Raw genomic sequence first — 18,280 nt, forward strand, 5'->3', positions numbered from 1 at the left:
ATTCGCGCTAAAGAAAATTTTATCATAAAATTTTGATATCTACATGAAGGATTTATTTGATAGGATCATTGAAAATAAGGGACCATTGGGGAAATGGGCATCGCAGGCGGAAGGATATTTTGTTTTTCCGAAACTCGAAGGGCCGATCTCCAATAGAATGAAGTTCAATGGTAAGGAAGTTATCACCTGGAGTATCAATGATTACCTGGGGCTTGCCAATCATCCGGAAGTGCTGAAGGCAGACGCCGAAGCTGCTGCGGAACACGGTTGTGCATATCCTATGGGAGCCAGAATGATGAGCGGACATACCGATGTTCATGAGCAACTCCAGAATGAACTCGCGGCTTTTGTTCAAAAAGAAGCAGCTTATTTGCTGAATTTCGGTTACCAGGGAATGGTTTCTGCAATAGACGCATTGGTTACCAAAGACGATATTATTGTTTATGATGTGGATTCCCACGCTTGTATCATAGATGGTGTGCGTTTGCATATGGGTAAACGGTTTACCTTTATGCATAACGACATAGACAGTCTGGAAAAGAACCTGGAACGGGCCACTAAAATGGCCGAGCAAACCGGTGGAGGGATACTCGTTATCTCGGAAGGTGTGTTCGGTATGCGTGGCGAACAGGGGAAACTGAAGGAGATCGTTGCACTTAAGAAAAAGTATAAATTCCGTCTGTTGGTAGATGATGCCCACGGTTTCGGTACCCTGGGAGCTACCGGGGCAGGAGCAGGAGAAGAACAGGGAATCCAGGAAGATATCGATGTGTACTTCGCTACATTTGCCAAATCTATGGCAAGTATAGGGGCATTCCTGGCGGGAGACAAAGAGATCATCGATTACCTGAAATACAATCTGCGTTCGCAAATGTTTGCCAAGTCCTTGCCTATGGTCTTTGTTAAAGGTGCTCTGAAACGCCTTGAAATGCTTCGTACCATGCCAGAATTGAAAGGTAAATTATGGGAAAATGTCGATGCCTTACAGAACGGTCTTAAAGATCGTGGGTTTAATATAGGCACAACCAATACCTGTGTTACACCCGTATACCTGAACGGAAGTATCCCGGAAGCTATGGCTCTTGTAAAGGACCTCAGGGAGAATTACGGAATTTTCTGTTCTATCGTTGTGTACCCCGTAATTCCCAAAGGATTAATACTTCTTCGTATGATCCCGACAGCAACCCATACACTCGAAGATGTCAACGTAACGCTCGATGCCTTCTCCGCGATCCGTGATCGTTTGGAAAACGGAACCTATAAAAGGTTGTCTGCTGCAGTAGCCGCGGCAATGGGAGAGTAGTCCGAAAAAGATATATGAACCCCGGAAAGGTGCTGTAAAATATTTACAGCGCCTTTTTGCATTTTTACGAATAATGATAACCTTATTCAGGCATGCCTGGATCTGGAACTTGTAACCTGCAACTTACCCTTCTCTTTTTTTTAAAACATTCTACCCGACAATCCCACAACTTTTAAACCCAGATCTCATAAAACCCTTTTTTTGACGTTTATAAAAAATATTCCTTCGGATAAAAATCATTTTTTCCAAAATACTTAAGGGAAACTATAGGTGATAAGAAGAGAATTGTTTAATTTGTATGTGCGGATAGCAGTAGTCTGAAATGTGGGTTTCCGGTGATAGAGTGAAGAAAATTGCTGTTTCGAAACTATATTATTTTAACAGAATTATTCGGATGAAAAAAATTATTATTGCCATTGATGGTTATTCTTCGACCGGTAAGAGTACCATAGCCAAAAGACTTGCTAAGGAATTGAGTTATATCTACGTAGATACCGGCGCCATGTACAGGGCGGTTACACTGTACGCTATGGAAAACAATCTGTTCGGGGATGAAGGAATAATAGACAAGGAAGGTCTTACCAGGAAACTGGATGATATAAAAATACGCTTTGTACTTAACGATTCCCTCGGATACGGAGAAACATACTTGAACGATGTTAATGTAGAGGAGAAAATAAGGAATATGGATGTTTCCAACCGGGTAAGTGGAGTAGCAGCTATTTCCCTGGTAAGGCGTAAACTCGTGGAAGAACAACGGGCAATGGGAAAAGACAGGGGTATTGTGATGGATGGCAGGGATATAGGTACTGTAGTGTTTCCGGATGCGGAATTAAAGTTGTTTATGACCGCGTCGCCGGAAACCCGCGCCACCAGGAGATACAAAGAACTCCTGGGCAAAGGAAAGGAGATAACCTTCCCGGAAGTCCTGAAAAATGTTACAGACAGGGATTATATCGATTCACACCGGAAAGATTCCCCTCTGGTAAAGGCTCCCGATGCCATAGAACTGGACAACACGGATATGGGAAAGGACGAACAGTTCGAACGTATCTACAATCATGCGATGCGGATTATACAAAAGCAAAGCAAATAAAAAAACATAACCCCGGATTTTAGAGAAGTCCGGGGTTGTTTTTATAAGACCGTCTAAGACAATCGCGGAATAACAAGTTCCTGGTCCGGATGAATAAGATCCGGGTTTTTCAGCTTATCCGTATTGGCCTGAAAAATAGTATTGTATTTAGAAGCGTCCCCGTAATATTTCTTAGCAATTTTCCCCAGTGTTTCCCCCTTTTGTACTATATGTCTGTGGTATACCGAGGCATCCGTTTCTTCCACACGTATATCCGCTTTGATATCAGTAGGCTGGTTGCCGCCTATTTCCTTTATCTTATCCCACAGGATGTTTTTTTCATACTGTGTATTGGTCGTTCCTTTCAGTTTCAGAATGCCATCGGCTTCTTCGGCGCTGCCGTTTTTGATCTTTAATTCCGTACCCAGGTCAAGTACCGGCTGATATTTTGCTTTAACACTCATAGTTTTGTACATTTATTGATTAGAGTTATATCAAATATACGCATTTTACGAAGTATTTTTAGTGTTAATACTGTCAAATAAACATTATAAAATAGATGAAATGCATGAAAAAGAGGATGAAATATAAAAGTTATTAATGCCGGGCTTCCTTTCTTGAAAATTATGCAATTTTTTTTCGGCTGTTTATAGTCGATTTTAAACAATTACGTTTATTTTCGTCCCGGAAAACAGCGTGCCGTTTTCTTTTACAGTAGCATACTGTATACAATGCGGTACGGAAAGAGATTCGTTGTTCTTTTTTCCGGTATTAAATGACCTTTTTTAATGAGAAACAGTAAATGGAAAACATTTTTGAAGACACAAAAACTGCCTTCGCCCTAAAAACCGATGTGGAACTGGAGAGGGCGTATTTTCTATTTAAGCTGATAGCAAATCAGCCTTTGGTACGAATTGGTACGGCGGTTACCAATTTTGCCATAAAAACACATCTTCCGGTAGAAGGGCTTATACGGTCTACCGTATTCGATCAGTTCTGCGGAGGTGTGAACGAAGAAGACTGCATGCCGGTCATCGACAAATTGTATGAAAAAGGGGTTTCTTCTGTACTCGATTATTCCGTGGAGGGAAAAGATGAAGAAAACCCGTTGGACGAATCGCACCGAAGGGTTATAGATATACTGAATTTTGTCAAAGAAAAAGATTCCATTCCCTTTGCCGTTTTCAAACCTTCGGGATACGGAAGATTTTCTCTTTTCCAGAAGGTTAATGAAGGTAAGGATCTTACCGTGAGGGAACAGGATGAATGGGACAGGGTGGTAAACCGCTTCGACTCCACCTGCCGGAAGGCACATCAATTGGATGTGGGCCTGCTGATAGACGCAGAAGAAAGCTGGATACAGGAGGCGGTAGACAATCTGATCACCGATATGATGCGCAAGTACAACAAAGAAAAGGTGGTTGTATACAATACCCTGCAAATGTACCGCTGGGATCGAATGGATTATCTGAAAAAACTGTATGAACAAGCCGAAGAAGAAGGGTTTTATATCGGGATAAAACTGGTTCGCGGTGCCTATATGGAAAAGGAGAACGAAAGGGCGGAAGAAAAAGGATATCCGACGCCTATTTGTCCGTCCAAGGAGGCTACAGATAATAATTACAACGAAGCAGTTGCCTATATGATAGATCACCTGGACCGTATGGCTATCTTTTCGGGCACCCACAACGAAGAGAGCTCACACTTGCTTATGGAGCTTATGGAGGAACGCGGTATAGCAAAGAACGATCCCAGGGTATGGTTCGGACAGTTATACGGTATGAGCGATCATATAAGCTATAACCTCGGAGCGCATGGGTATAACGTCGCAAAATACCTGCCTTTCGGACCTGTAAAAGACGTAATGCCCTATCTGATACGCCGGGCGGAAGAAAATACCTCTGTGGCCGGGCAAACCAGCCGGGAATTGTCTTTGCTTAAAAAGGAACGAAAAAGAAGAAAACTGTAATTTTTACAGACAGCATAAATGGAGTATTACCGCATTCAAAAATGTTAGTATATTTGAAACGTATAAAACCATTGTGTATTGTTACTTTCTCTTTCTATAAAAAACTATGCTCTCATAGACGACCTCAAGGTTCGTTTTGATAAGGGGCTCACCATTATCACCGGCGAAACCGGCGCGGGAAAATCTATCCTGCTGGGCGGACTGTCCCTGATACTGGGTAAAAGGGCCGACCTGAACAGTTTAAAGAACAAAGAGAACAAATGTATTGTGGAAGCCGAGTTTTCCGTAGAGGATTACCATCTGGAATCCCTTTTTAACAAACTCGACCTCGACTACGAAGCAAATACGATTATCCGTCGGGAAATACTTCCCGGCGGTAAATCCCGGGCTTTTGTGAACGATACCCCGGTAACCCTGGATGTCCTTTCGGCACTTAGTATCCGGCTTATAGATATTCATTCCCAGCACCAGACCCTGCAACTTACCGACAACGATTTTCAGTTTCAGGTAATAGATGCCATAGCCGGGAACAAAACCAATATAGAGGCATACAGAACTAAACTGGCAGAATATCATAAAGCCAAGAAAGAATTGCAGAAACTCATAGATTTTCAGCAGGAAGCAGATAAAGAGCAGGATTACAATGCCTTTTTACTGAAAGAACTCCGGGAAGCCCGCCTGCAACCCGGTATGCTGGAAGAAATGGAAGAAACCTTTGAAAAACTGAGCAATGTAGAAGAGATAAAGGAAAAACTGGCTCTCTCCTCTCAATTACTCAGCGATGAACAAAGTGGTATTCTGGTTAACCTGAATAATATGCGGAACCTCCTGGGGAAACTCGCCGGGTACGGCGCCAGGTTCGAAGAACTGCAAAACAGGATCAATTCCGCTTTTATTGAACTGGACGATACGTTTAACGAAATACAGAATATAGACGAAACCGTCGAAGCGGACCCCGGGCAACTGGATCAGGTAAATACCAGGCTTCAGCTTATTTATGACCTGCAGAAGAAACACAATGCCCTGGAAGTAGAAGAACTTATACGGATTCAAAAAGAACTCGAAGAAAAAGTTTCTGTTACGGAAAACCTGGAGAACGATATAAAAAACAAACAACTGAAGGTGCTCCAACTGGAAGAAGAACTGGACGTAAAAGCCTCTAAAATACACGAGAAAAGAGGAAAAGAAGCGCCTAAACTAAAAAAATACCTGGAGAGTTCATTGTCCAAACTCGGTATGCCCAATGCCACCTTTCGGATAGAGATCAAACCTACTACCTCGTTTTTTGCCAACGGTAAAGACGAACTACACTTTTTGTTCTCCGCGAATAAGGGAACCGGCTACGGCGAATTGAAAAAAGTGGCTTCCGGCGGCGAATTGTCCAGGATAATGCTGTCTATAAAAGCCGTGCTGGCCCGTTATGAAAAGCTGCCAACCATCATGTTCGACGAAATAGATACCGGAGTTTCCGGCGAGGTGTCCGATAAGATGGGGGATATTATGAAGGAGATGGGAGAAAGCATGCAGGTTTTTGCCATTACCCACCTCCCACAGATAGCAGCTAAAGGGGCCCGGCATTTTAAGGTGTATAAACAGGATTCCGGAGAAGTGACCTCCACCCAGATGAAAGAATTGTCTACCGATGAGCGTATCGTGGAGATAGCCGAAATGCTGAGTGGTAAAAATATTTCCGAATCGGCCATATCACATGCCAGGGAATTATTATTATTGTGATGAAATTTAGTTACAGGTTTCAGGATCAATCTGCAATACCAAATCCGTAACCTCAGACTTTAAACCATAAACGACAAACATAACAGATAGAAATGTACAATTTATTAAAAGGAAAAAAGGGAATTATTTTCGGGGCGTTGGACGAAAACTCCATAGCCTGGAAAACTGCAGAAAGAGTTCATGAAGAAGGAGGTACTTTCGTACTTACCAATGCTCCTATAGCGATGCGTATGGGACAGATAAAAGCACTGGCGGAAAAAACAGGTTCGGAGATTGTACCAGCAGATGCCACCAATCTGGAAGATCTGCAGGCCCTCGTGGAAAAATCCATGGAAATCCTGGGAGGTAAACTCGATTTTGTCCTGCATTCTATAGGAATGTCTGTGAATGTCCGTAAAGGAAAACACTATACGGATCAGAACTACGATTTTACTGCCAAAGGATGGGACGTATCTGCGGTTTCCTTTCATAAAGTACTGCAAACCCTGCATAAAAACGACGCCATGAACGAGTGGGGGAGTGTAGTGGCATTGACCTATATGGCAGCCCAGCGTACATTCCCGGATTATAACGATATGGCCGATAACAAAGCTTACCTCGAATCCATAGCAAGAAGCTTCGGTTATTTCTACGGAAAGGATAAAAAAGTAAGGGTAAATACCATTTCCCAATCTCCGACCCCTACAACGGCCGGACAGGGAGTTAAAGGATTTGACGGTTTTATCGCCTATGCCGATATGATGTCTCCCTTGGGCAATGCTACAGCAGGAGAATGTGCGGATTATACCGTATCGCTTTTCTCCGACCTTACCAAAAAAGTGACCATGCAAAACCTGTATCACGACGGAGGTTTCTCCAATACCGGGGTTAGCAACGAGGTTATGGAGAAATTCATGAAATAAACATGAAAATAACAGCAATAAAAAATCCCGTCATCAGGCGGGATTTTTTTATTGGAACAATTGTATATAATTTTCCCGGCAACAATTAACCATGCATGGTTTCCTTCTTACCCAGGTTTTTCATTATTTCTGCTTCGTATTCCAGCAATTCCTGCCATTTCCGGTCTACCTCTTCACGGTTGCCGTATTGGCGGGCAAAAGACAGGAACATGGTATAGTGGTTAGCTTCACTGGTCATAAGGTTCTTGTAGAACTCAGCCAGTTCCCTGTCCTGAATATGCTCCGATAGCAAACGAAAACGTTCGCAGCTCCGGGCTTCTATCAGGGCCGCATATAATAACCGGTGAGCGAGATGCGTTTCCCGGCTGCCACCCTTGGGAAAAAATTTCATCAGCTCCACTACGTACAGGTCTTTGCGTTCCCTGCCCAATACCCAGCCACGGGCAATAATCCTGTCGTGTACCATTTTAAAATGGCTCATCTCTTCCTTAATCAAAGCGGTCATGGCCTGTACCAGTTCCGTGTATTCCGGGAAGGAGACGATGAGGGAAATAGCAGTACTTGCCGCTTTCTGCTCGCAATAGGCGTGGTCGATAAGTATTTCTTCAATGTTTTTCTCTACGATATTCACCCATCTTGGGTCCGTAGGCAGTTTTAATCCTAACATGATTTTTCCGTATTATCAGCTATTTCTATCAGTTTGTTTACAGTATTCCAGTTTCTCGTAGTCGCCCGGAGTTTCAGTTTGTTCTCAAAAAGATTATTGGAGAGTTTAGTTTTTCCGTAACCCTCCGGACAATAGAGATAAATACAATTGTCACTTATACTTACGCTTTCCGAGGAACTTTTAAATACGTCTAGTCCCGCTACCCGGTCTGCTTCCGGTTTTTCCCGGATAAAGGTAAAATACAGCGCTTTGGTATTCGTTTCCGGTTTGTAATACGGATTGTTTTTCCGTATAGCCATCAGTTCTTTCTTTGTTTTTATAAAAGAAGTGATGTTTTCATAGCCAAAAACAGTGTGTAATTTGTCCGTTATCCGGTTTTCCAGGGATACGGCATCCGTTCCGGAGGAGTCGTTAAATACTATATTACCACTTTGAACATAAGTAGTTATCTCCGTAAATCCCAGGTTTTCGAACAGTTCTTTCAGTTCAGCCATCTTTATGATGTTCTTTCCGGATACATTGATACCCCGGAGCATGCAGATATAAGTTTTCATTACAAGTTGGAAGGTTTGATTACAAATATACTAAAATCGTATGGCGCAACCGGGAACCTTATCTTTCAGACAGGGCAAACGTATTAAAAAAACTATAATTGCAACGTTTAATGGTTCCAGGTTTCCAGGTTGCAAGTTACAGGTTTGGGCTTTGACATTTAGGCCATGGCGTAGGCGGCTGAGTGCCCAAGCGCAGCGAAGGGTGTATCGAAGCTACCGGGTTACAGTTTGGAGAATTATAAATACTGGCAAACCGGCAACGTATAACAAAGAAATAATACCTCCAACTCCATCCCGACATATATCGGGACTCCGAACTCATCAACTCCAAAACTAAAAACTAACCGGCAACAAACCGTTTGAATTTTATGACGCGTGCCCTGATTTCTATCAGGAGTTGCTCATTTTCAGAGAACGTTGCAGCATTTCGAAGAACAATGCTATGGTGATCACCAGGGAGCAGCCGATAAAGTTTAGCCATAAATAGCCAATTCGTTCATCCGTATAAACAAAAGTGTAATAAATAAAGAAAATAACGATCTGGGTGATCACCGCAGCCCAGAAGACCGCGTTTCCGCGTACAAACCGGAAAAAGAAGGCCAGAAGGAATATACCCAGTACATTGCCGTAAAATACCGATCCTATGATATTTACCAGTTGGATAAGATTGTCCAGAAGGGAACCGAAGTTGGCAAACGTAATGGCAATAATTCCCCAGAGTAAGGTAAACCATCTGGTAGCCGACAGGTAATGACGGTCTTCTTTTTCGTTTTTATGGCTTCTCTTATAGAGGTCCATCGTAGTAATGGTCCCGAGGGCGTTCAGTTCCGAAGCGGTAGAGGACATGGCGGCAGAAAGGATAACAGCCAGCAGCAGCCCTATAAATCCTGTGGGGAGATTGTTAAGTATAAAATGAATGAATACATAGTCTTTATCATTGGTTTCTATAGCCGGGTCAGCCTTTTCGATAAGCTCCCTGGCTTTACTCCTGTTAGCTCTTTCCTGTTGATTTATATGCTGAATTTTTCGTTTGGCACCCATTGTCATCTGGTAGTCCTTGACATTGAGTACTCCGGAGTAATACTCCTGCGCCATTTTTTTCTCGGTTTCCAGGTCCAGATGCTCCTTTTCCAGTTGCCTGTACTCATCAGCATAAGAAGAGTTCATAACGGCTTCCGTTGCTGCCGGATTAAAATTCAGGGGAGAGGCGTGGTATTGGTAAAAGACGAATACCATGACACCTACAAGCAGAATAAAGAACTGCATAGGGACTTTGAGCAGACCGTTAAAGATAAGTCCCATCTGGCTTTCCCTTACGGACTTTCCGGAGAGGTATCGTTGTACCTGGCTCTGGTCCGTACCGAAGTAAGACAGCATCAAAAAGAATCCTCCCGTAATGCCGCTCCAAAAGGTATACCTGCTCTGGGTGTCCAGTGAAAAATTCAGAATATTCAGTTTTTCGTTAGCTCCCGCTACTTTCAATGCCTTGCTGAAGGTGAGATCATCCGGCAGGTAGTGGAGAATGAGAAAAAAAGCAACGAACATACCGGACATGATAACAAACATCTGTTGTTTCTGTGTAACATTCACCGCTTTTGTACCCCCGATCACCGTATACACTATAACGAGCGAACCGATGATAATATTCAGGGTTTTCAGGTCCCAGCCCAGTACGGCCGAAAGGATGATAGAAGGAGCATAAATGGTAATCCCCGCAGCCAGTCCCCGTTGTACGAGAAAAAGTATAGCGGTCAGGCTCCGGGTTTTAAGGTCGAAACGCTGTTCCAGGAATTCGTAGGCAGTATAGACTTTGAGCCTGTCATAGACCGGAATAAAAACAATACAGATCACTATAATGGCCAGCGGAAGGCCGAAATAGAACTGGACGAAACCCATGCCGTCGTGAAAAGCCTGTCCGGGGGTAGACAAAAAAGTGATAGCGCTGGCCTGTGTAGCCATTACCGAAAGGCCCACCGTCCACCATTTGGCTTCTTTATTTCCCAGGATGTAATCTTTGACGGTAGTGTTTCTCTTCGTTTTCCATGTACCGTAAACTACAATGAAAAGAAGGGTTGTATATAAAACTATCCAGTCTATACTTTCCATGTACTAGCAGTTTTCCAGCATTATAAAATAAAAGAGGATAATATAAATGGCATTGGCAATAAGTACCAGGGTGTAGCTGGTTTTCCAGCGCCATTTTTCGGGAGTGTTCTTTTTTTGCAATTGCTCCATTAACGAAGGTGATGTTTATTTTTTCATGTTCACGAAAGTTTACCGTTTGGGACCTCCGGTCAATTGCCGTTATCCTGTTTTCCAACAGAAAGCATGTTGGCAAATAGCTTGAATGCTCCCGGAACACCCGCAGGAAGTTCCCTGAAAAAACTCAGTCCCGTGTAAATATAATAACCTTTTCCGTAAGGTGCTACAAGAAGACTACCTTCTTTTGCATTTTCTCCCTTATCCTGCATAGATAGGAGGGCAGTGTATTCCGTATCCCATTGATCCGGAAAATAGAGTCCCCTTTCCTGAACCCAGCCTTCGAAATCCGCAACGGTTATTTTATTCGGAAAATTCAATACCGGGTGATCTTCGGACAACAGTTTTACAGCCGCATGCTCATCCGTAACCCTGTCCCTGGACAAACGGAGAGAGTAAGGAGCCATAACATTCAACGGTGTTCCCCGTCCTACGGTATTATACTGTACGATAAGTGTACCTCCCTCTTTTACATAATTCAGTAAAACAGGTTGTCTGGCGTACAGGGCTTCCGATACGTTATACGCACGGATACCTATAACCACAGCATCATAATAGGCCAGGGAGGAAGCGGAGAGGTTGTTTACATCCAGAAAGGTTACGTTGTAGCCTATTTGTCGCAGGCTTTCAGGTATTTTATCACCGGCACCGGCTATATATCCTACGGATTTCCCCGCTTTATCTATGTTGAGCCGGACTACTTTGGCCTCGGAGGGCAATAGGACAGACTGGGTAGGAATGTGGTCGTAATTTATCTCTACCAGTTCCCTGTCGTAAGTTTCCCCGTTTATACTTACCATCGGTTTTATAAGCCCTTCACTTTCATTTTCAGGAGGGGTCACCTGGAATACTACGGTTTTTTCCTCCCCCTTTTTAGTAGTTCGCACCGGATGGCTTTCCGGTACCACGTTCCAGCCTTCGGGAACTTTGAGATAAACAGTACAGTTTACCCGTTCCCGGATAGCCCTGACTTTTACCGGAATCCCTTTGGGCCCGTTGGCAAAAATATTAACCTTATTGGTGATTGTGGCTGTTACCGGGGGGAGTATCTCAAAAGGTTGATACAATTCCCCCCTGGCAGGATCGGTATGTTTATATACGATATCTTTCTGAAAATCTATCGCCGTTCCGTTCACAACCACGTGAAAATCGGCAGTGAGTATGGCCGGAGTTTCGGGCAGGCCTGTAAACTCGGGTTTCGCATGGTACATACCCAGTGTTCCCTTTTGTATCAGCCAGTACGGTGTCGTGTATTTTTTTGCATCCGGTATCGTGGTTTCCAGTTCAAAATCGTTCTTTTCATTAGTTCCGAGATTGGAACCGATCTTTTTTACGGTTCCCGAAGGCAGGATTCCCACACTTTGCAGTACCATATCCGTATTCCCCCGGTTAATGGCTTCTATGCTGAGTTTAACTTTGCTTCCCGGAGGTGCCTGCGGATCTGCAGCGGTTACTTCCAGGTACAGTCCTGCACATGCCTGTATGATTTCTTTTATTTCTTTGGTCTTAACAGCTTTCCAATGCGCATCGTCCAGCTTCTGGATTAGGGTATAGGCCTTGACCAGCTGCGGAATGTGTTCGGCCGGATTTTTAAAGTTGAAATGATGTTCCACGGATTTAAGCAATTTCGCGATCTCTTCCGTGCCGTCAATTCTCGACCATGTGGTATTGATGCCGGAAAAAAGATCGTTGTTTCCCGGTTTATCCCCTTTCAATAGTTCCAGGTATTCCGTTTCACTTCCCCTGGAGGCAGCACTACCGAAGCCCTGGCTTCTGTGCTGGCTGCGGCTTTGAGCGGCTATCTCCCCGTTGCTTTTGCCTATTGAAGGATAATAGCCCCCGAGGTCCATTTCTATGAGGTTGCCCTTATTGGCATTTCGGAATTTTTCTTCACTGCCGTAAAACCACCATGAGGTGTTGAAAAAAAGTCGTCGGGGTTGCCATGTTTCCAGTTGCTCTAACTGTTCCGGGTAAGCATTTTTATTCCCGGTCAGGTCAAAGGCTTCCACACTTAACATAGCTGATGTAGTATGGTGCCCATGTGTAGTTCCGGGGCTTCTGTGGTCAAAACGGTTAATAATGATGTCCGGGCGGAATTTCCGTATGGTCCGTACCACATCGGCCAGAACGCTGTCTTTGTCCCAGATATTCAATGTTTCGTCCGGGTGCTTTGAAAAACCGAAATCATTGGCTCTGGAAAATATTTGCTCTCCGCCGTCTATTCGTCTTGCCGCCAGTAATTCTTCGGTTCTTATAACCCCCAGAAGTTCGCGGAGTTCCGTGCCGATGAGGTTCTGTCCTCCGTCACCTCTCGTGAGGGACAGGTAAGCTGTCCTGGCGTGCACTTCATTGGACAGGTACGAGATCATCCTGGTGTTTTCGTCGTCCGGATGAGCGGCCAGGTAAAGTGCCGAACCCAGGAAGTTCAGTTTCTGTATGGCGTGATATATTTCGGAAGAAGAATAGGTTTTAGGTTGCTGGGCATATGCGGTTGAGAAAGCAAAAACAGTTAATAACAGAAGGGTAATTTTGCGCATTTCAGTTAGTTTTAGATTTCCGCAGTTGTATTGCGATAAATAATATACCGGTGATTACCAGGGCCGGCAACAGCCTTCCAAATATAAAAATAATAGAAATCACCGTCGGGGGTTTAGGCTTTCTTTAACTATTTACAGGCTTCTGCTACCGTCATCTTCCCGGGAATTTCCATATACCTTGACCCCTTTTTGCAGTAGCAGGTTGTTGGGGTAGGTAATCAGCTCGCCTTCTTCCGTGCGGAGCATCAGGTGAAAGGCCTTAATGTCTTCAATAGTGGCTCGTACCGGAAAATCCTTATCCAGTATCTCTATTTTATCACCTATTTTAAAAGGAAATGTAAAGAACAGGATAACCCCGGCAGTAATGTTGCTCAATATAGACCATTGGGCAAACAAAGCCACACCTATTACCGCGAATATCGAAGAAAGTATCAGTCCCAGATCTTCGAAATTTACATTCCATATAATACTTATGGCGGCAATACCAATAAAGAATATGGTGATTTTGGAATATCTCACGATAAGGGAGGTGCGGGCATCATTATAGTGGCTTATAACTCCTACTTTCCGGATGATTTTAGATAACAGGTACTTCAAAAGCAAAAGAAAGACAATGGCTATTGCTGTGTATAATAATTGATTTTTATATAGATCAAAGAATGTATTCATCGGTTTTTTGACTGTTTTGCAGAAAATAGTAAAGATACATCAGGAAATTATTTTTCAGGCCGTTCCGTTTCTTTTTTAAGCGTTACCTTCCACCATGGTTTTCAACGTGCTATACACCAGGTGTGCGGGCAGTCCCACCACATTGAAATAAGAACCTTCAATCTTTTTTATCCCGGTAAGGCCTATCCACTCCTGTATACCATAAGCCCCGGCTTTGTCGAAAGGCTTAAAATGATCTATGTAATATTCGATCTCTTCATCCGTAAGCACATCAAAATATACTTTGGTAACCGCATTTACGGTTTTTTGTAATGTAATTGTGGTAAAACATACGGAAGTGATAACGTCGTGACTGTTATCCGACAGGGCTCTCAGCATTTCCCGGGCCTCTTCCCTGTCTTTCGGTTTGCCGAGAGCCTTTTCCCGATGCCATACGATAGTGTCCGAAGTGATCAGGATATCTTTTTCCTTCAGTTCCTCTTTTAAAGGTAACGCTTTAAGTTGCGCCAGGTAATCCGGAATCTCACCTCCGCGAAGTCTTTCTGGGTATATTTCCTCCACACTTTTTAAGCGTATCTCAAAGTCAATTCCGAGGTCGCGGAAGAACTGGTGACGCCTGGGAGAGCCCGAAGCAAGAATGATATGGTAATTTTCTAATATTTTCCGGAGCATATTACCGTTTTTTTAATAATTGGTTTTTGACATGATTTTCGGTTTGCCGCAGACCAGGGAAAAATCAGTTAAATCTTAATGATTTTTCCTTTCCGGTACAATCCGTAAGCAAAGAGCCATATAAAGAAAGTAAAAGTCAATGCAAACATAAGACTGCCGAGATAATTGTCAAAAACCGGGCGGAAAATATTTTGATAAGACCATCCCATCAGTGAGGTATCCCCGATCCGTATCACATAAATAAATATTTTTACAACCAGTACGGATAGCATATAACTTGCCAATGGATTTTGCCCGAAAACCCGGAACACCAATGTCCAGTCGCTGACTTTTTTGATGTCGATAACCCAGATAAACAAAGCCCATAACGCTGTAATGATCCCGGTGGTAAAAAATACATACGACCCTGTCCATAAAGGTTTGTTTATAGGGTAGATGAAATTCCACAGTTGGCCGGCGAGGATAAAGCACAAAGCGAGCAATGCCAGTTTCTTTACCTGCGACAATCCCGGGGCGCCGGATTTCAGCACGCTTTTTCCGATAACATATCCCAGGAGTACCTGTCCGGCAGAAGAAAGTGTGCCCAGCAAACCTTCCGGGTCAAACGGAATACCGAAACCTTTGTACAAATGCCTTTCGCCGAGCAGCGCAGTATCCAGTACATTACCGAAATTTCCTTCCAAAGAATAAGGGGCATCACCTCCCGCAAAATAAAGTATGGCCCAGTGCCCGAGAAGAAGCGCTGCAATAGAAAAGATCAGGTAGCCTGTTCTTTGCAGGAGGGTAATACATACTCCCGCTACCAGGAAAGCCAGGGCAATGCGTTGCAAGACTCCGAAAACGCGAAGGTCTGCTATATTGGTCCTGTAAAAAGGGAACCAGTTGAGCAATAAACCTATCAGGAAAATAAGGGCAGCCCTTTTTAAAAGCTTGAGTAATACCGTTTTTTTCAACGAAGGGTCCAGTTTTTTCATGGAGATGCTCATAGAGAGACCTACTACAAATAAAAAACTGGGAAATACGAGGTCGGTGGGAGTACATCCGTGCCAGGAAGCGTGGCGCAGCGGCGCGTAAACATAATCCCACGATCCGGGTGTATTCACCACGATCATAAAGAAGATGGTGAGTCCGCGTAATACATCTACAGACAAAATTCTGGTTTTCATGGTCGGTCAATTTGTTTTAGGGGCAATTTAATAATTAAAATGCTGCAATTTCATTGTAGTTACCTTAGTTTCTATAAATTTTTGCTACGGATACACGGATAACAGAATTGGTTTTCTAAAAGTTATTCGTGTATCCGTGGCAAAACAAACTTTCGGTCTTTTATAAAAAACAGTGGATTTCTAACGATGGTAGTTCTATGCGGAATAATCAATCGTATTTCGCTTCGAAGTTGTTGCTCCATTTTCCCTGTACTTTCAACACCTGCTCAATAACATCCCGTACGCATCCTTTTCCTCCGTTTTTATGAGATACATACTTGGCTATCTCCTTGATCTCCGGAACGGCATCCTGCGGACAGGTAGGTAAGCCCACCATTTGCATAGGAGGAAGATCGGGCAGGTCATCGCCCATATACAGTACGTTTTCGGGTCTTATGTCGTAGATATCGAAATATTCGTTCAGGGCATCCGTTTTGTGATGCGCCCCCAGGTAAATGTCCGTAACCCCCAGGCCGCGCATGCGTTCCCGGACACCCTCGTTGGTTCCGCCCGAAATAATACAGATATTATACCCTTTGTCTATGGCCGTTTTTATGGCATAACCGTCTTTCAGGTTCATATTGCGGAGCATTTGTCCGTCCGAGGTAATGACAATGGTGCCGTCTGTGAGTACACCATCTACATCAAAGACAAAAGTGGTGATGTCTTCCAGGTATTCTTTATAATTCTTCATGCAGGGAAATATGTTTTGCTTTTGAGATTAAAAAAAGCAAAGTTACAAAGTTTCTTCCGGAAACAGGAGGATGCTTATTCAACAGGCAGGACAAACACTTCGTATATAGAAAGTTCAGGTTGGATAAGAGCTGGTGAGTTGTGAGTTCGGAGTCCCGATATATGTCGGGATGGAGTTGGAGGGATTATTCCTTTGTTACAAGTTTAATTTTTCAGTAAAAACCTGCAACCTGTAACTTGCAACCTGGAATTTTAAACGTTGTAATTATAGTTTTTTTAATGCATTTGTCCTGCTTCAACAGGCCGGATAAACACGTCTTATATAGAAAGTTCAGGATAAAAAACAGTCTTTCACTGTTCCTGTATGGATTTCGTAAGTAATTCGTATATCTTCCCGTATGTAGGGTGAAGGTTCAACAGGTTCAGGTGCTTTTGTATAGTGGTCTCATCGTGTCGTTTCGCCGGGCCGGTCTGTGCTTCGGCGGGGGACATGCTTTCTATTTTTTTTGCTGTTTCCGCAATGAGTGGTTTCAGCAGGTCAAAAGAAAGATCGTCTTTCCCGCAAATGTCCTCACCTATAGCATAAAGGTGATTTACAAAATTGTTTACAAAAACAGCAGCCAGGTGAAGCGACCGCCGCTGTTCGGAATTTACCGGGTACAACTTTCCGGAAATACTACCGGCTATATGTTCCAGTAATTCCAGGTCCCCGTCATTTCCGGCTTCGATACACAGGGGAATCCCGGAGAAGTCCACGTCCTTGTCTTTGGAAAAGCTTTGCAGGGGATAAAAAACACCTCTTCGGTTTTCCGGGCTCAACTCATCCAGGGCAACACTTCCGGAAGTATGGGCTACCAATCGGTCCTTAAAAGGAAGCTTACGCGAAACATCGCTTATGGAATCGTCGGAGACGGCGATGATATACAAGTCGGCAGAAAAGAGTTTGTCGTAATCGTCTGTTACGGGAATACCTTCTATGGAAATACGGCTTCGGTTAAAGAGTTGAATTACCTTAACTTTACTACTCTTATGAAAAGCTTTGATTAAATGCGTGGCTACATTCCCGGAGCCAATGATAATTACTTTGGTCATAGGGCAAAGTTACGAAGATACCGGAAATGGATGAGTTATGGATTTTCGGTAATTATATTTTGGATATTTTCTTTTAAATCCGGGAGTTTATCCGTGATGATATTCCAGACGATATCGTAATCCACACCAAAGTAGTCGTGGATCAACCGGTTTCTCGTATCCGATATTTTTCTCCATTCCACATCGGGATATTGTGCTTTAAATCCGGGAGAAAGTTTTGTGCTGGCTTCACCAATTATTTCCAGGCTTCTTATTACAGCTCTCGATAAAACGGGATCAGAAATAAATTCGTCCTTATTTTTTCCGGATGTCGTTTTTAAAACAAATAATATTTCGTCCTGAATATGTTTCAGTAACTCGATATTAGAGAGCAACATTTTCGGCTTGTTTTAGAATGTGAGGGCCAATGTAAGGGCTAAGGGATTGCGGAGTTACCAATTCTACTTTTCGTCCCAGGAGATCTTCTAGGAAAAAGGATAGATCCATAAAATTATCATAAGTCTTTTTGTCCGGCTCGAATTCTACCAATAGATCTACATCACTGTCAGGGCGAAGTTTTCCGGATAAAAAAGAACCAAAAATACTAAGGCTTGTAACGCCATAGCTGAATAGCTTCTCCCGGTTAGCCCGCAAAAGCGATAAGAGCATACGTTTATTTCGAACAGCCTTTTGCATAACACAAAGATAGCTTAAATATACACAAAAATACAATGGGGTATGATATTGCCGGAATCGGCGTATCCTTTCAGCTTACAGGAAAACCAAAGTGTTTTGAAACTATTTTATTGGTCATTGTTTCCCGGTAAACCCTGCTCTTCTTCAAACAATTCGCCTAACACTCCCCAACTTCGGACTCCCTAACTAAAAAACTATGTAAATTTCAATAAATGTTTCCGCCGATTATATTACCATCGACTTTAGCTTACCCCGAGACCGGGTGCCGGGTAAA

At 43.3% G+C, this 18,280-nt stretch carries 18 protein-coding genes; 5 read left to right on the forward strand and 13 right to left on the reverse strand.

The features are described from left to right. Positions 1-43 precede the first annotated feature (43 nt). Together capB and cmk are read left to right on the forward strand one after the other, a co-directional pair. On the forward strand, positions 44-1,303 hold the full coding sequence (capB, locus tag ACVBDU_RS00780) for a cysteate-C-fatty acyltransferase (RefSeq protein WP_447177875.1): 1,260 nt from the start codon (positions 44-46) through the stop codon (positions 1,301-1,303). 394 nt (positions 1,304-1,697) lie between these two features. Further along, positions 1,698-2,399: a (d)CMP kinase gene (cmk, locus tag ACVBDU_RS00785; RefSeq protein ID WP_447177876.1), complete on the forward strand. Its 702-nt coding sequence runs from the start codon at positions 1,698-1,700 to the stop codon at positions 2,397-2,399. Between the two features lie 53 nt (positions 2,400-2,452). Here cmk and ACVBDU_RS00790 read toward each other — a convergent pair whose 3' ends face one another. After that, positions 2,453-2,842 carry a LysM peptidoglycan-binding domain-containing protein gene (locus ACVBDU_RS00790; RefSeq protein WP_447177877.1) on the reverse strand — a complete coding sequence of 130 codons (390 nt, stop codon included), beginning with the start codon at positions 2,840-2,842 and terminating at the stop codon, positions 2,453-2,455. A 338-nt stretch (positions 2,843-3,180) separates the two neighbouring features. Between ACVBDU_RS00790 and ACVBDU_RS00795 the strand changes: the two genes are divergently transcribed. The 3 genes from ACVBDU_RS00795 to ACVBDU_RS00805 all read left to right on the forward strand — a co-directional run bounded on the left by ACVBDU_RS00795 (position 3,181) and on the right by ACVBDU_RS00805 (position 6,983). Continuing rightward, a complete protein-coding gene (locus ACVBDU_RS00795; RefSeq protein WP_447177878.1) occupies positions 3,181-4,347 on the forward strand; it encodes a proline dehydrogenase family protein in 1,167 nt (388 codons plus the stop codon). A 78-nt stretch (positions 4,348-4,425) separates the two neighbouring features. Further along, a complete protein-coding gene (gene recN / locus ACVBDU_RS00800; RefSeq protein ID WP_447177879.1) occupies positions 4,426-6,081 on the forward strand; it encodes a DNA repair protein RecN in 1,656 nt (551 codons plus the stop codon). A gap of 92 nt (positions 6,082-6,173) precedes the next feature. After that, positions 6,174-6,983: an enoyl-ACP reductase FabI gene (locus ACVBDU_RS00805; protein ID WP_447177880.1), complete on the forward strand. Its 810-nt coding sequence runs from the start codon at positions 6,174-6,176 to the stop codon at positions 6,981-6,983. Positions 6,984-7,068: 85 nt separating this feature from the next. Here ACVBDU_RS00805 and ACVBDU_RS00810 read toward each other — a convergent pair whose 3' ends face one another. The 12 genes from ACVBDU_RS00810 to ACVBDU_RS00865 all read right to left on the reverse strand — a co-directional run bounded on the left by ACVBDU_RS00810 (position 7,069) and on the right by ACVBDU_RS00865 (position 17,979). Beyond that, positions 7,069-7,650: a MiaE family protein gene (locus ACVBDU_RS00810; protein WP_447177881.1), complete on the reverse strand. Its 582-nt coding sequence runs from the start codon at positions 7,648-7,650 to the stop codon at positions 7,069-7,071. Beyond that, entirely contained in the window at positions 7,644-8,204 is a 561-nt protein-coding gene (locus ACVBDU_RS00815; protein WP_447177882.1) for a DUF1697 domain-containing protein, read from the reverse strand. Before ACVBDU_RS00815 ends, ACVBDU_RS00810 begins: the two co-directional genes overlap by 7 nt. 390 nt (positions 8,205-8,594) lie before the next feature. After that, complete coding sequence (locus ACVBDU_RS00820) at positions 8,595-10,310, reverse strand: sodium:solute symporter family protein (RefSeq protein WP_447177883.1); 1,716 nt, start codon at positions 10,308-10,310, stop codon at positions 8,595-8,597. Positions 10,311-10,313: 3 nt separating this feature from the next. Beyond that, positions 10,314-10,439 carry a hypothetical protein gene (locus tag ACVBDU_RS00825; protein ID WP_447177884.1) on the reverse strand — a complete coding sequence of 42 codons (126 nt, stop codon included), beginning with the start codon at positions 10,437-10,439 and terminating at the stop codon, positions 10,314-10,316. 59 nt (positions 10,440-10,498) lie between these two features. After that, positions 10,499-13,000, reverse strand: a complete 2,502-nt coding sequence (locus tag ACVBDU_RS00830; RefSeq protein WP_447177885.1) for a PIG-L family deacetylase — start codon at positions 12,998-13,000, stop codon at positions 10,499-10,501. Positions 13,001-13,132: 132 nt separating this feature from the next. Further along, entirely contained in the window at positions 13,133-13,669 is a 537-nt protein-coding gene (locus tag ACVBDU_RS00835; RefSeq protein WP_447177886.1) for a mechanosensitive ion channel domain-containing protein, read from the reverse strand. 75 nt (positions 13,670-13,744) lie between these two features. Beyond that, positions 13,745-14,341 carry a Maf-like protein gene (locus tag ACVBDU_RS00840; protein ID WP_447177887.1) on the reverse strand — a complete coding sequence of 199 codons (597 nt, stop codon included), beginning with the start codon at positions 14,339-14,341 and terminating at the stop codon, positions 13,745-13,747. Positions 14,342-14,409: 68 nt separating this feature from the next. Continuing rightward, a complete protein-coding gene (locus tag ACVBDU_RS00845; RefSeq protein ID WP_447177888.1) occupies positions 14,410-15,507 on the reverse strand; it encodes an acyltransferase family protein in 1,098 nt (365 codons plus the stop codon). 208 nt (positions 15,508-15,715) lie between these two features. Next, positions 15,716-16,240 (reverse strand): KdsC family phosphatase, encoded by a 525-nt coding sequence (locus tag ACVBDU_RS00850; protein WP_447177889.1) that lies wholly within the window; start codon positions 16,238-16,240, stop codon positions 15,716-15,718. A gap of 350 nt (positions 16,241-16,590) precedes the next feature. Next, positions 16,591-17,331, reverse strand: coding sequence for a Rossmann-like and DUF2520 domain-containing protein (locus tag ACVBDU_RS00855; RefSeq protein ID WP_447177890.1), 741 nt, complete (start codon positions 17,329-17,331; stop codon positions 16,591-16,593). 35 nt (positions 17,332-17,366) lie between these two features. Next, positions 17,367-17,708: a HepT-like ribonuclease domain-containing protein gene (locus ACVBDU_RS00860; protein WP_447177891.1), complete on the reverse strand. Its 342-nt coding sequence runs from the start codon at positions 17,706-17,708 to the stop codon at positions 17,367-17,369. Then, a complete protein-coding gene (locus ACVBDU_RS00865) occupies positions 17,695-17,979 on the reverse strand; it encodes a nucleotidyltransferase family protein (RefSeq protein WP_447177892.1) in 285 nt (94 codons plus the stop codon). The genes ACVBDU_RS00860 and ACVBDU_RS00865 overlap by 14 nt, the downstream gene beginning before the upstream one ends. Positions 17,980-18,280 lie beyond the last annotated feature (301 nt).

It is taken from the genome of Sinomicrobium endophyticum (genome assembly GCF_052983315.1).